Source organism: Streptomyces sp. Ncost-T10-10d, from assembly GCF_900091955.1.
In the GTDB taxonomy this organism is placed as follows: domain Bacteria; phylum Actinomycetota; class Actinomycetes; order Streptomycetales; family Streptomycetaceae; genus Streptomyces.
This window is the reverse complement of record NZ_FMDF01000146.1, coordinates 23418-37682: the sequence shown is the minus strand read 5'-3', so window position 1 is coordinate 37682 and position 14265 is coordinate 23418. Positions and strand designations below refer to the sequence as shown.

The following is a 14265-nucleotide window of genomic DNA, read 5'->3' as shown; positions in this document are numbered from 1 at the left end:
CGGTCGGCTGCGTAGGGCCGCAGGAGCGGTGCTGGCCGTCGCGGGTGTCGGTTCGGCGGGCGCGGCAACGGCTCAGGGCGGGCAGGCCGCCGCGGTGGCCGCCTCGGGTGCGGCGACGTCGCTGATCATCGCGGTGGCGCTGCTCGGTCCGTGGATCGCCCGGGTGGCGATGCGGGTGCTCAGTACACCGGTACGGCGCATGGGCGGGGTCTCCGGGGTTCCTGGCCGCCAAGTCCGCCGCCGCGCACCATCGGCGCCTCGGTGCGGCGATCACCCCGATCGTGCTGGTCGTCGCGTTCGTCTGCGTACAGCTGGCGGCCGCCTCGACGCTGGAGCGGGCCTCCGATCGGCAGGCCGCTGCCGCGCTCCGGGCGGACCTCGTGGCGACCGGTCCGGCCGCCGGGCTGCCGGCCGATGCGGCGCAGGCGGTGCGCAAGGCTCCCGGGGTGCAGGCGGCGACCGGTGTGCTGCGCTCCAGCGTCGTCCTCGCCCATCGTGAGATGGGCGATCCGACGCTGGACCGGTTCCCCGTGCTGGGTGTGACGGCGGACCAGCTGCCCGCCACGCTCGACCCGCAGGTCACGGCGGGTGATCTGGCGGACCTCACCGGCAGGGGCACGGTCGCGGTCGGCAAGGACCGGGCCGCCGACCTCGACATCGGCACCGGCGACACGGTGAAGCTCCGCCTGGGTGACGGTACGGAGGTACGGCTCCGAGTGGTCGCGCTCTACGGACGGGCCCTGGGAATCGGCGAGTTCATGCTGCCGCGCGAGGCTCTGGCCGGGCATGTCTCGGCACCGCCCGACCAGCAGATCCTGATCCGCACGGCGGACGGCGGGTCGGCCTCGGCCGCGGCTGCGGCGCGCGCCCTCTCCCCGTACACGGGTGTGCAGGTCCGTACCGCGACGGCGGACGACGTACGGATCGCCCCACCGTCGTCGGACCAGGACGACGCCCTGGTCATCATCGGTGTCGGGGTGATCGGCGGCTTCGCCCTGCTCGCGGTGATCAGCACGCTGTCCCTGATCACGGTGGGCCGCCGCCCCGAATTCCGCCTGCTGCGGATGGTCGGCGCGGGCCGACGCCAGGTGAGACGGATGCTGGTCCTGGAGACGGGACTGGTGGCGGTGGCGGGCCTGGCGCTCGGCACACTGGTCGCGGCGATCCCGCTGGTGGCGTTCGCGGTGTCGACGGCCGGTTCGGTGCCGTATCTGCCGCCGGTGCAGTACGGGGTGCTGGCGCTGGCCGTGACGGTGGCGGCGGGTGCGGGGACGATGTGGCCGGGGTCGTCCGGCGGCCGGTTCGTCCTGGGGCGCCGAGTCTGAGACCGGAATGCACCACCAGGATCCTTGCAGCCCACTGGGACGCACGAGTGCCCGGTCCTGAACGGTTCGCGTTCAGGACCGGGCCTTGGCGGGCGAGAACGGCCGGTGCGCTGCACGGCGGACTCGCCACCTCGAGTAGTCAGATCACGCTGCCGGTCCAGTGCTTGACCGGCGCCTTGATGTCGGTGCCGGTACTGGTGAAGGTGAACAGGGAGTCGATCCGGCGGCCGTCGGCAGTGGTTCCGGCGCGGTAGAGGACGCCGATGTCGTGCTTGCCGTCCTTGTTGTAGTCGCCGGACGTCAGGCCACTGGCGTTCCAGTTGAATGAGCCGGTGCTGGTCCAGACTTCGCGCGGCGCGGCGAGGTCGGTGCCGGTGCTGGTGAAGGTGAAGAGCGACGTGCCGAACTTGCCGTCGGCTCCGACTCCTCGGTCATAGAGGACGGCGACGTCGTCCTTGCCGTCCCCGCTGTAGTCGCCGGAGGTCACCTTCGAGGCGTTCCAGTTGAAGGACCCGCTGCTGGTCCAGGTCTTGCGGGGCTCGTCGAAGCCGGTGCCGTTGCTCGCGAAGGTGAAGAGCGAGGTGATGAGCTTGCCGTCGGTCGAGGTCCCGGCGTTGTAGAGGACGGCAACGTCGTCCTTGCCGTCCCCGTTGTAATCACCGGACGTCACCTTCGAGGCATCCCAGTTGAACGAGCCCGAACTGGTCCACGTCTTGCGCGGGTTGTCAAAGCCAGTGCTGTTGCCGTTGAAGGTGTAGAGCGAGGTGATGAATTTGCCGTCGGCCGACTTCCCGGCGTTGTAGAGGACGGCAACGTCGTCCTTGCCGTCCCCGTTGTAATCACCGGACGTCACCTTCGAGGCATCCCAGTTGAAGGACCCACTGCTGATCCAGGTCTTCTTGGGGTTGCTGAAGCCGGTGCCGGTGCTGGTGAAGGTGTAGAGCGAGGAAACCCGGCCGGTGTCGGAGGTGCCTCCGTCGTAGAAGACCGCGACGTCGTCCTTGCCGTCGCCATTGAAATCGCCAGAGGCCAGCTTGCTGGAGGAGTAGGTGAAGCCGCCCGGAGTGCTCCAGACCCTCTTGGGTGCGCCGAAGCCGGTGCCCGTGCTGTAGAAGGCGAAGAGTGATGACCTGTTCTTGCCCTCGGTCGACGTGCCGTTGTCGTAGAAGGCGGCTACGTCCTCCTTGCCGTCGGCGTTGAAGTCCCCAGAAGTGACCTGGCTTTCCTGGGGCAGCGCGCGGATCTGCCGAATCCATTCGCCGAGGTCGTCCAGACGGGTTTCCACGGCGCCGTTGCGGGTCTCGTCGGAGCCGAGGCAGCCGGCCTGCCAGGACGTGCTGTGGACGGCAACGAGTTCGGCCTTGCCGTCCTTCTCACGCAGCGCGGGACCGCCCGCGTCACCCTTGCAGATACTGCCGCCGTCCCTGGTGACCGCGACGGTGGTGGTATCGGCCTGAGACACGGTGAAGGCCCCGGCGTGCAGCCGGTCGGGAACCCAGGAGTTCGCGGTGCGACCGTAACCCACAGCCTGCAACGTCTCACCGGCCACCGGTCCGTTGGTGGCGAGTACCACGGGTGCGATGTCGGTGACCGGTTCGGCGAGCTTGGCCATCACCAGATCACGGTCCGTCCGGGACACCAACTCGGTGATTTCGACGACCTTGCCGGCCGTGCCCGTCAGGTCGGTGCGGCCGATGGTCGCCATGGTCTTCTTGGCCGGCGCACCGCCCGGGACAGGGAACGCGGGCTGCCCGTCGGCAGCGAAGCAGCTGCTGGCGGTCAGGACCCACTGGGCGTCGACAAGGGTTCCGGTGCAGGCGCGCTCGCCGCCGACATCGATTTTGGCGGTGAACGTATAGGTGTTGTCGGCGACGGTGTCACCGACAACGGCCTGCGCCGGCGTAACGATGGTCAGCGCGCCGACCGCGGCTGTTGCGGCCAGTAGCGCCGTGGCCTGCACGCGACGGGGAGGTCTGACGGGCACGTAGCGTTCCTTTGCTCGGGCGGTGTGCCGAAGAGGCTGGTCCGGGGGGTGTGCCGGACGTGGTCGGTGTGCATTCGGCAGGGTGCGGATGACGTTGTGGGCAGTTCGCTCCGCCCTCCAGCCTCCTTATCGAGACTGGACGGCGTTCCCGGAGGCTTGCTCAGGTATGCGCGTGTGGTCAGTCGGCGCTGCCGGTGAGGGCGACGGTGGCGGGGGTGCCGGGGTAGCCGGCGACTTGTTCCGTGGCGTCCCACTTGCCGTTGTCGTGGCGCAGGATGTGCTTGACCTTCCCGTCGGCGGTAACGACAGCGGCCTGGAGTTCGCGGGTGACACTGGCGGCGTCGACGCTGATGGTCGGTTCGTTGCCGAGTCTGCTGCCGAGGTCGCCGAAGGCGCTCCAGCTGCCGGTGGCATCGGCGCGGATCGCGTGCTTCTTGCCGCCGGTGGGGCTGGTGAGAATGATCTGGAGGTTGCTGCCGGTGCCGGCGAAGGCCATGCCGTTGATCGCGTCAAGTCCCGTGGGCAGATTGCTGATGTGCCCCCATGCGCTCCAGGTGCCGTCTGAGTGACGGGTGGCGTGGTATGCCTTCTTGTCCGCGACGACACCGATCTGCGTGTCTCCGCCGGAGGTCTGGGCGGTGGTGACCTGGGTGGCGTTGCCGAGCACGCCGAGCTTGGCGCTCACATCGCCCCACTTGGACCACTTCTCGTCCGCGTCCTGTGTGGCGTGGTAGACGCGGCCGGACGCAAGGCCGATGAGCGCCAGCCCCGAACCGGTGGAGGTGACCGCGACGCGGGTCAGTCCGGGCTTGGAGCCGACTTCGTCGGTGATGTCGCGGAAGGCCTCCCAGCCACCGGTGGGGCGGCGGTTGGCCTCGTAGAGGCGTCCGTCACCGCCGACGGCGAAGACGTAGTTCTTCCCCTTGATCGCGGCGTCCGCAGCATAGGCGAGGTCGGTGATGGTGCCGGCGACCTTCTGGACGTCGCCGAAGGCGGTCCAGTCGCCGTTGCTGTTGCGCATGGTGTGGTAGAGCCCGGTGCTCGTCCTGGTGAGCATCTGCAGGTTCCAGTTGTCCAGGGTGGAAGCGGTGTTCTCCGTGAGCCAGGCGCGGATGTCGTCCACGCGGCTGGCGACCGCCCCGGTGCGGGTCTCGTCCGAGCCCAGACAGCCGCCCTGCCAGGAGTTGGTGACGATGGCGGCGAGTTCGGGCCGGCCGTCCTTCTCCCGGAGGACGGGCGCACCGGAGTCGCCCTTGCAGACGGGGGTGCCGTCGATGTTCACCGAGGTCGCTTGGACCGCTCCGGCGGTGAAGTCCGCGGTGTGGAGGGTGTCGGGAACCCAGGTGTCCTTGGTGCGGCCGTAGCCGGCGCCTTTGAAGGATTCGCCCGCGGTGGGCGCGGCCGTCGCCGGGTGCAGGAAGCTGAGGCCGTAGACCGGGGTGGCGAGCTGGGCCAGCACCAGATCGCGGTCGGTACGGGGTATCAGCCGGGTGATCTCCCGCGTCTCACCGGTCGTCGAGGTGAGGTCGGTGCGGCCGATGGTCGCGATGGACTTCAGCTTCGGAGCGCCGGCCGGAAGGGAGGTGGCCTGGGCGGGGTCCTCGGTGAAGCAGCTCGCTGCGGTGATCAGCCACTGGTTGTTGATGAGGGTGCCGGAGCAGGCTCGTACGCCCCCCACATCAATTTTCGCGGTGAAGGTGCTGGCCCCCTCCGCGGCCGGGTCACCCGTCGTCGCCTGCGCTGTTGGGCCGGCGATGGCTCCGGCCGAGACCACGACGGCCAAGAATGCTGCGTTCCAGACCGCGCGTGTACGTCTGCCTAACATGTCTGTCCCCTACGAGGTGGTGCATCCGCTCCCAACTGGTCACTGAGCGGGACGGATGCGCATGTGTCGCTCTTTCAGGACGTGCTACGGCCGCTCGGTACGCGTGGGGCCGGTAGCACGGAAATTCGCTCGACGACTGGCGGCGCCACGATCACCGCCGCGGCGGGACCGGCGGCGGCCCGGGCGTGCGCGGTGTGCGTGAGGCCGGACCGAGAGGCCACCGCCTTCTGGTTCCCAGGAACAACTGGGACGACCCTGGAACCGGTGTACCGGATCGCCGATCGGCACGCGGTGCACGCTACTTGGAGGTACGGATCTCCATGAGCATGAAATCGCGTTGTCCGGGATCGAGGCTCTCACCCACTGGCGTCCATTCGTTCTTGTTGATATCGAAGGACTTCTTTTCGTCGCCGGCGGTCATGTCGATCTGAGTCGAGTAGTTGTTCCCCCTGACCGAGAAGACCGCGGGGATCTCCAAAGCCAGATATCCACTGTCCCCGGTCACCTTGAAGCAGAAGACTTTTTGATACTTTCGGGACCAGACTTCCAGCTGTCCCGTGCCACTGGAGCAGTCCGCGAGCATGATATGGCCGTCGCCTCGCTTGAGGGTGATGCCCTGCTCGGCCAGGATCTTGTCGGCTCCGGGATAGCGAAAGTCCTCCACCGCATACCCAGGAGATTCTTCGGCGACGGAGGCGGTTGCGTGCGCCGACTCACCCGGACCGGACATGGACCATGCCAAGGCCGCAGCGATGCACCCCGCCACAAGGGCACGAGCAATTATCTTCATGCGATTTATTCCTTAGACGAGTCAGGGGCCACCGGTTCCAGCCCTTCCATACACCCGGGCCCGCGGCGAGCCCGGATACCACACAAAAGCAGCGAAAGCCCCCGGCGCACCACACCTTTCAGATGACACAGAACAAGAAAATGGCATGCGTGTGGACATTCATCCGGTGTTCACCAGCCCTGCGCGGTCTGACCATTGAAATCATCAATACCTTCACATGTCCACTGTCATAAATCAGACATCGATCTCAATAACGGACATAGTTTCCATTGGAAAGTAAGCAGCCCTCGAAGGTTGCACGGATCAGCATAACGAAATAATTAAGATCCGGAATCTCGAATTCCAGATACTTCGGCATCGGTTCTCGAAATCCGTTTTCTCTTTACGAACCTCGAAACGGTGTGTGAGTATCCCTTCTCATCCGCGCATGGAGCGCCTTGGGGGGCAGCATCAAATGCCGTTGGAGCAATGGGGCTGGAGTCCGACAAAAGTCCGTCGGCATGTATCAGGGGTCGTCGGCTCCTTCTGCATCTGCACCGGCAGCCGTGTGAGGGCCTCCGCCCGGACGGTCAGGGCGGAGGGAACCGTGGCCGGCCCGCCGACGGCGGGGCAGCCGGGACCGGCTCGCCCTTCGACCACTCGCACCTCATCGAACGCCGCGGCCCCGCGCAGCCCAACTGAGGCGTGTCCACGTACGTGTACGAAGAAGCGCGCGGCTGACAACTCACTGTGTCCGGCGGAGTGCTGTCATGCCTGCGCCACCGCCGGGCACAGATCACGAAGGGACCATTTTGGACACCATCTTCTGGAGCAGGCGGCGGGTTCTGGGCGCTCTCGCGGCCACCACAGCCGTCGCCGCCACCTCGAGCCTCGTCCTCAATCCCGTGGCTGCCTGGGCCGACACCCCATTACCGGCAGACGGCGACGACGGCGACCCGTTCAACCTGCCCGACACCGACCGGGCGAAAGTCGTCAAGGCGTGGCTACTGGGCGGCAAGGCCGTCCGCGCCGCAGCGGAAGCGGCGCTGATCGGCTCCGACACGGACGTCCAGACCTTCCTGAACGTCCAGCTCCCCAGCGCCACGGTGGAGGACAGCCGCGTCGCGATCGTCACTTCCATCGCCGGAGGCGGTAAGGGCACTCGGCGCGAGGCCTCCGCCGCGATCGATGGTGGCGACGCCGCCATCGCCGACTACCTCGCGGGCGGTTTCAAGACCGCCGTCATGGAAGACCTTCGCGTGGCCACCGCGACCGTGATGGCCACCGGCGACAAGGCCCTGCGCCGCGAGGGCAGCGCAGCGTTGGACACGAACACGCAGACCGCGCTGGAGGAGTTCCTCACCGAGGGCCAGTACACGGCCCGCCTGGAAGACATGCGCGTCGAGGTGTCCAGGGCCATGGTGCAGGCGGGTCCTGAGGTGCGGAAGTACGCCGGCCGGGCCCTGTCCGGCACCGCCGACGACGTCGCGTGGTTCCTCGAAACCGGCCAGCACATCGCCCGCGCCCGGGACCAGGAGGCCGCGACGATCGAGGAACTCGTTGCGGTAGTGGAGCGTGAGGGCAAGAGGGCCGACGCGAGGACGAAGCAGGCCGAGGAGGCAGCCGCCCGCGCGGTCACGGCCGCTGCAAAGGCCAAGGAAGCGGCGGAGAAGGCCGCAGCCGAGGCGTCAGCGGCCCAGGATGACGTGGCCAAGTCCGGCAGGGCTGCTCGCAAGGCGGCCGAGTCTGCGAAGGGGGCGGCCGACTCGGCTCGCGTCGCCATCAGCGCTTCCCACGCGGCCGTTCAGGCGTCTCGCCGTGCCGCCTACGCCGCCACCGCCGCGAGCCAGGCCGCAGCCACCGCCGGATCCGCCGCTTCCAAGGCGTACGGTGCTGCGATCGCGGCTTCGAAGGACGCCTCCAAGGCATCCGCCGCCAAGGACGCCGCCGCCGCCGCGCGCAACGCCGCGTCCAAGGCTCGCAGCGCGGCAGCGGCCGCCGACTACGCGGCCACTGCCTCCTCCCAGGCCGCGAATGCGGGCTCCGCCGCTGCTTCCGCGGCCCGTGACGCCGCCGCCGCCGCGAACGCTTCCGCCACGGCCGCCTCGGCCGCGGGCAAGGCGCAGGCAGAGGCCGCGGAGGCCAAGCGGCAGGCGCAGATCGCGAGCGCCAACGCCCAGATCGCCACCAATGCTGCTGGAACCGCACAAGCTCTGGCGAACGCATCGGCGAAGGCCGCCCGTACCGCCCGCGACGCAGCCAACAGCGCGGCCGGCCACGCGGAGAAGGCCGCGGACGCTGCTGAATGGGCCGTCAAGTACGCGGGCCAGGCCGTCGAATACGCGAAGAAGTCCACCGAGTTCGCCAACGAAGCCACCAATGCCGCGAACACCGCCACCGACGCCGTCGTCCAAGCGGTTGCAGTGGAGAAGAGCGCACGCGAGGCCGAGTGGCAACGCCTGGACGAGGAAACGCAGCAGGCGATCGAGGAGACGCGCCTGCTCGCGCAGATCGAAAATCAGGAGAGGGCCGAGTTCGCCGAGCGGCGTACACAGGCCGAACAGGCGGATCAAGCCACGAAGGACCTCATCTCCCAGGCGGAATCGGCGCTGAAGGCAGGTGACACGGGCCTTGCGTCCACTCTCGGACGCAAGGCGGCCATCGCCGTGATGAACTCTCACGGCACCTGGTCGCGCGAGGCCTCACGGTTCGCCCTGTCCGGCACGGACGCCGACGTCCACGCCTGGATCGACACCGACCGGCAGATCGCGCAGAAGCAGGACGACCGGGAGACCGTCCTCTACCTGGCGCAGACCTCCACCCCGGACGTCGCCACCGCTGCGACCACGGCTTTGGAGAGCGATGACCCGGACGCCGGCACGAATTTCCTCACCCGCAGCCTCATCGAGGCCGCCGCGATGGACAACCGTGTCACTGTCGCGCGTGTTCTGTCCGGCAACCCCGGCAAGGCGGTGAAGAAGGCGGCGAATGACGCGCTCGACGCCGGAACCGCCGAGGCAGTGCACAAGTTCCTCAGCACCACGTACGAGGCGGCGCAGCGAGAGGACGACGCGGTCGCCACCGCCACCCTCCTCGCCACAGCGGGCCCGTACACGAAGGCCCATGCCCAGGCCGCGTTGGAAGGCCCCGCATGGATGCGCCGCAATTTCCTCGCCTCGGCGCAATACAAGACGGCGCAGCTCGACTACGACTCCGCCGCTCATATCGCCGGCATGCAAGGCGCGATCGCCGCCGCCGCGAAAGTCGCGCACAAAGCGCAGGAGGACGCCGCTCGCGCACAGGAGGCAGCGGCGAAAGCCCGCGGCGCCGCCGCTGACGCGGTGCAGTGGGCGGCCAAGGCGGAGCAGTCGGTCCAACAGGCCAACGAATATGCGAAGCAGGCGAACGCCAACGCGGACACGGCTGAGAAGTCGGCCCAGGACGCGCAGGCCTCGGCGGACAGGGCGAAGCAGGCTGCCACCGTCGCTCGCACGGCCGCACGCTCGGCGAACTTCTCCGCCAACCGCGCCGTCGATGCCGCGCGCACAGCGGTTGCTTCCGCCAACTCGGCCCAGGCCTCGGCCGCTTCGGCCCACGCCTCCGCCGTCCAAGCCGGCAAGGACGCGAAAACTGCGGCGGCGGCCGCGAGCCAGGCGCACCAGATCGCCATGACCAAGCGGAGGGCCGAAATCGCGGAGGCGGCCAAGAAGGCGGCCGAGGAGGCGCGCAAAGCCAAGGAAGCCGGGGTGAATCCAGCCGATTCAGCCGACAATGACACCGTCAAGGGCGGCCTTCCCTGGTGGAAGGACGACGCGCGGTGGCTGGCGAACGCCACCAACTGGCTGAGCATCGGTACTGGTTTCGCCGCCGCCCTCAGCGGCGTCGCCGGCCTGTTCTTCCCGCCCGCCGCACCCATCCTGGAGCCCCTCGCCGGCTACCTGGCGTATTCCTCCATGGCCTTCGCCGGACTCAACGTCGTCTTCACCGGAATCGGCTACGGCTGGACGAGCAGCCAGTTCAAGTCGTCTCTCTCAAGCGCCGCGTTGGGCGTGCTGACCTTCGGCCAGTCCAAGTGGATCGGAGCGCTGGGTAAGGTCGGTGGCAAGGTAGTGGCCCCTGTGGCCACGAAGATCACGCAGTTCGGGCACGATCTCATATCGCCGATCACCGGCGTACTGGGATCCCTCGGATTCTGAATGAGCAGAACCTGAGATCTGCGTCAAGGGTCGGCGGCAGGACGCCGCCGGCCCTTGCGAACTGTTGAATTGAAAGGATCGACCGTGCTGGCAAGGCTCCCGCTCGCCTACTTGTTGCTCATGGCGGCCTTCTCCACCGCCGCTCTCTGCCTGGCCGTACAGAGGTTGACCGGTGCCCGCAAGGCTACGGTGGCTGTCTTTCTTGCTTCCGTTGCATGCTGTCTCGGCCTGATCGCTGTGGGTGCCACCCAGTACCAGCACTGGAACGCCCGGCAGATGCTGGTCATGTATTCATTCACCTTGGCCGGGTTGCTGATCGGCTTCATTCCGTCCAGGAAGATTCTGCTTGAGTACAGCGATGAATGGCGTCGCGGCGTGAAGAGGGAGCAATACGAGTACCCCTCGCGGTACGCAGGATTCGTGTGCGCTTCAGTCGTCCTCATGGACTTCTTGGCGTTCATTCTCGCGACATGACCGCGCCGGGCTCGCAAGGATCCCGCCCCGGACGGCGCGCGCCGGCGGAGCCGGGACTGGGGGTGCCGTGGGCAGATCCCGAAGCCCCGCCCTCCCTCCGGCGCGCGTCACGGTGAGGCCGGAAGCGGCAGCGCCGCCTCCCGTACCGCCGCCGTGGCCAGCGCGTCGAGCACCGGCGCGATCAGCGGATGCCCCTCCGCGCCGTGCCGCACCGCGGCGAAGACCCGGCGGGTCGGCGCGCTGCCCTCCACCGGCCGCACCACCACCCCCGTGACGTCCATCCCTCGCAACGCAGACCGCGGCACGAGCGCCACCCCGGCACCCGCGCCGGCCAGCGCGACCACCGCGCGGAAGTCGTCCGAGGAGTGCTCCAGCCTCGGCTGGAACCCGGCGAACTCGCAGGCCAGGACCACCACGTCATGGCACGGGTTGCCGGGGTACGGACCGATCCACGGGTCCTTCTCCAGGTCGGCGACCGCCACCTGTTCCCGGCAGGTCAGCCGATGCCCCACCGGCAGCACCGCGTCGAACGGCTCCGAGTACAGCGGCACCCGGGTCAGGCGCCGGTCGTCCTCGCCGGGCGCGCCCCGGTACTCGACGGCGACCGCGACATCGACCTGCCGGTCGAGCACCATCGGCACGCTCGCATCCCCCTCGGCGTCCTGGACGCGGACCCGGATGCCGGGCGCGGTGAGCGTCAGTTCGGCTATCGCGGGAGCCAGGACCAGGCCGATGCCGGTGGCGAACGCGGCGACCGTGACCGTACCGGCGTCCCCCGCGCCGTACGCGGCGAGCTCGGCCTCCGCCCGTTCCAGCTGGGCGAGGACCGCGTTGGTGTGGGTCAGCAGGATCTCCCCGGCGGGGGTGAGCCGGGCGCCGCGCGCGTTGCGTTCGACCAGCCGGTGCCCGGTCTCCTGCTCCAGTGCGGCAAGCTGCTGGGAGACAGCGGAGGGCGTGAGATACAGCGCGGCGGCTGCGGCAGTCACCGTGCGGTGGTCCGCCACCGCACGCAGAATGCGCAGCCGCCGTGCATCGATCATGTGCCCCATTGTCCCAGGTCACGGAGGCAACCCTGCCACCCGGGCGAGGCTCCCCGGGGTGGGACTGCCGGATGGGGATGCCGGGCGGGCCCAGGACCGCACCCCCATCCTCGGTGCTACTCCCCCAGCGCGGCCCGCGCGTCGACGAACGCGTCCACGGCGCGGTTCACATCCGCCGTGGAGTGCGCGGCGGAGAGCTGGACGCGGATACGGGCCGCGCCCTGCGGGACGACCGGGTAGGAGAACCCGATCACGTACACACCGCGCTCCAGGAGCAGCTCCGCCATCCGGCCTGCCTTCGCCGCGTCCCCGATCATGACGGGGGCGATGGCGTGGTCGCCGGGCAGGACGTCGAAGCCTTCCTCGGTCATCCGGGTACGGAAGAGCGCGGTGTTGGCATTGAGCTGCTCGCGCAGGTCGCCTGCGGCCTCCAACAGGTCCAGGACCTTCAGCGAGGCCGCCGCGATGACCGGGGCGAGCGAGTTGGAGAAGAGATACGGGCGGGAGCGCTGACGCAGCAGCGCGACGATCTCGGCGCGGGCCGCGACATAGCCGCCGGACGCACCGCCGAGCGCCTTGCCGAGGGTGCCGGTGATGATGTCGACGCGGTCCATCACGTCGTGCAGCTCGGGCGTTCCGCGGCCACCGGGGCCGACGAAGCCGACGGCGTGCGAGTCGTCGACCATGACCATGGCGTCGTAGCGCTCGGCCAGGTCGCAGATCTCGCGCAGCGGGGCGACGTACCCGTCCATGGAGAACACGCCGTCGGTGACGACGAGCCGGCGCCGGGCCCCGGACGCCTCCTTGAGCTGCGTCTCCAGGTCGGCCATGTCGCGGTTGGCGTAGCGGAACCGCTTGGCCTTGGAGAGGCGGATGCCGTCGATGATGGAGGCGTGGTTGAGGGCGTCGGAGATGACCGCGTCCTCCGGGCCGAGGACGGTCTCGAAGACGCCGCCGTTGGCGTCGAAGCAGGAGGAGTAGAGGATCGTGTCCTCCTGGCCGAGGAACGTGGAGAGCCGCTGCTCCAGCTCCTTGTGGACCTCCTGGGTGCCGCAGATGAAGCGGACCGAGGCCATGCCGTAGCCCCAGCGGTCCAGCGCTTCGTGGGCGGCGGCGATCACGTCGGGGTGGTCGGCGAGACCCAGGTAGTTGTTGGCGCAGAAGTTGAGCACCTCACCGGGGCGGCCGCCCGCGGTGACGGCGACGGTCGCGGACTGCGGGGTGCCGATCACGCGCTCGGGCTTGTGCAGTCCGGCGGCCTCGATCTCGTCGAGGGTGGTGCGCATGTCGTCGCGTACGGAGTCGAACATGAGGGGTGTCTCCCAGCTGTCTACGAAGGCGTCGGGTCAGGAGGTCCAGTCGAGGATGACCTTGCCGCCGCGGCCGCTCGCCGCGTCGTCGAAGGCCGCTTCGAAGTCTCGGTAGCCGTACCGGCCGGTGATCACGGGGGTGAGGTCTAGGCCGCCCTCGAGCAGTACGGACATGGCGTACCAGGTCTCGTACATCTCGCGGCCGTAGATGCCCTTGATGGTGATCATCGAGGTGACGATGCGGGACCAGTCGACGGGGAACTCCTCGGACGGGAGCCCGAGCATGGCGATCCGGCCGCCGTTCGTCATGTTCTCGATCATGTGGCGCATCGCCTCGGGCCGCCCGGACATCTCCAGGCCGATGTCGAAGCCCTCGCGCAGTCCGAGGCGCTTCTGCCCTTCGAAGATGGTTTCCTCGCTGACGTTGAGAGCGAGGCTGACACCGACCTTCCGGGCCAGCTCCAGCCGGGCCTCGCTGACGTCAGTGATGACGACGTTACGGGCGCCGGCGTGCCGCGCGACGGCGGCGGCCATGATGCCGATCGGTCCGGCGCCGGTGATCAGTACGTCCTCGCCGACCAGCGGGAACGACAGCGCGGTGTGCACGGCGTTGCCGAACGGGTCGAAGATCGCGGCGATGTCGAGGTCGACGGGGACCCGGTGCACCCAGACGTTGGACGCGGGCAGGGCGACGTACTCGGCGAACGCCCCGTCCCGGCCGACGCCGAGCCCGAGCGTGGAGCGGCACAGGTGGCGGCGGCCCGCCAGACAGTTGCGGCACTTCCCGCACACGAGGTGGCCCTCGCCACTGACCAGGTCACCGACGTTGATGTCGACGACATCGGCGCCGGTCTCCGCGACCTCGCCGACGAACTCGTGGCCGAGGACGAGCGGGGTCCTCACGGCCTGCTGAGCCCAGCCGTCGTAGTTCCGGATGTGCAGATCGGTGCCGCAGATGCCGGTGCGGAGCACCTTGATCAGTACGTCCGAGGGGCCGATCTCCGGCTCGGGCACGTCCATCAGCCAGAGTCCCGGCTCGGCCTTCTGCTTCACGAGTGCCTTCACGGCTGCGGCTCCCTGCGCTGGTACGGCGTTGAGTGCCCCGGGCCGGGGGCAGCCTTGAGGAAGCCTGCGGCCCGGGGAAGAAAAGAGGGACGGGCATGGCAGCACGCGTCGATCGGCTGCCGCGCACCATCCTCTGCCGTCACGGAGAAATCTGCCGCACCCCGCGCCACAGGTCCATCGAGGTTTTCTTAAGCACGCCCGCAGCTCCGCTTCATGCCGGGCCGTCGGCTGTGCGCAGCACCGTCGTCGGCGCTGGTGCGGCTTCGCGGCCTCCCGC

Annotated in this window: 10 protein-coding genes; 3 read left to right on the top strand and 7 right to left on the bottom strand. The window is 68.8% G+C overall.

From position 1 onward, the window contains the following. Nucleotides 1-72: 72 nt before the first annotated feature. Entirely contained in the window at nt 73-201 is a 129-nt protein-coding gene (locus tag GA0115254_RS46475) for a hypothetical protein (protein WP_256102777.1), read from the bottom strand. Between the two features lie 80 nt (nt 202-281). On the opposite strand from GA0115254_RS46475, the gene GA0115254_RS47240 reads away from it, so the two are divergent. Continuing rightward, a complete protein-coding gene (locus GA0115254_RS47240) occupies nt 282-1325 on the top strand; it encodes an FtsX-like permease family protein (RefSeq protein WP_305137737.1) in 1044 nt (347 codons plus the stop codon). Between the two features lie 139 nt (nt 1326-1464). Here GA0115254_RS47240 and GA0115254_RS26245 read toward each other — a convergent pair whose 3' ends face one another. From GA0115254_RS26245 to GA0115254_RS26235, 3 genes are all read right to left on the bottom strand, one after another. After that, nucleotides 1465-3309 (bottom strand): FG-GAP-like repeat-containing protein, encoded by a 1845-nt coding sequence (locus tag GA0115254_RS26245; RefSeq protein ID WP_093897769.1) that lies wholly within the window; start codon nt 3307-3309, stop codon nt 1465-1467. Nucleotides 3310-3487: 178 nt separating this feature from the next. Then, nucleotides 3488-5083, bottom strand: coding sequence for a trypsin-like serine protease (locus GA0115254_RS26240; protein ID WP_256102778.1), 1596 nt, complete (start codon nt 5081-5083; stop codon nt 3488-3490). Between the two features lie 349 nt (nt 5084-5432). After that, entirely contained in the window at nt 5433-5924 is a 492-nt protein-coding gene (locus tag GA0115254_RS26235; RefSeq protein ID WP_370740943.1) for a hypothetical protein, read from the bottom strand. Between the two features lie 791 nt (nt 5925-6715). Here GA0115254_RS26235 and GA0115254_RS26230 point away from each other — a divergent pair. Then, nucleotides 6716-10099, top strand: coding sequence for an ALF repeat-containing protein (locus GA0115254_RS26230; RefSeq protein ID WP_176740289.1), 3384 nt, complete (start codon nt 6716-6718; stop codon nt 10097-10099). An 84-nt stretch (nt 10100-10183) separates the two neighbouring features. Then, entirely contained in the window at nt 10184-10573 is a 390-nt protein-coding gene (locus GA0115254_RS26225) for a hypothetical protein (RefSeq protein ID WP_093897766.1), read from the top strand. Between the two features lie 107 nt (nt 10574-10680). Here GA0115254_RS26225 and GA0115254_RS26220 read toward each other — a convergent pair whose 3' ends face one another. The 3 genes from GA0115254_RS26220 to tdh all read right to left on the bottom strand — a co-directional run bounded on the left by GA0115254_RS26220 (nt 10681) and on the right by tdh (nt 13988). Continuing rightward, nucleotides 10681-11613, bottom strand: a complete 933-nt coding sequence (locus tag GA0115254_RS26220; RefSeq protein ID WP_093897765.1) for a LysR family transcriptional regulator — start codon at nt 11611-11613, stop codon at nt 10681-10683. A gap of 116 nt (nt 11614-11729) precedes the next feature. Further along, nucleotides 11730-12923, bottom strand: coding sequence for a glycine C-acetyltransferase (locus GA0115254_RS26215; RefSeq protein ID WP_093897764.1), 1194 nt, complete (start codon nt 12921-12923; stop codon nt 11730-11732). A gap of 36 nt (nt 12924-12959) precedes the next feature. Next, the gene (tdh, locus tag GA0115254_RS26210) at nt 12960-13988 is read right to left on the bottom strand and encodes an L-threonine 3-dehydrogenase (protein WP_093897763.1); all 1029 of its coding nucleotides are present in this window, start codon (nt 13986-13988) and stop codon (nt 12960-12962) included. Nucleotides 13989-14265 lie beyond the last annotated feature (277 nt).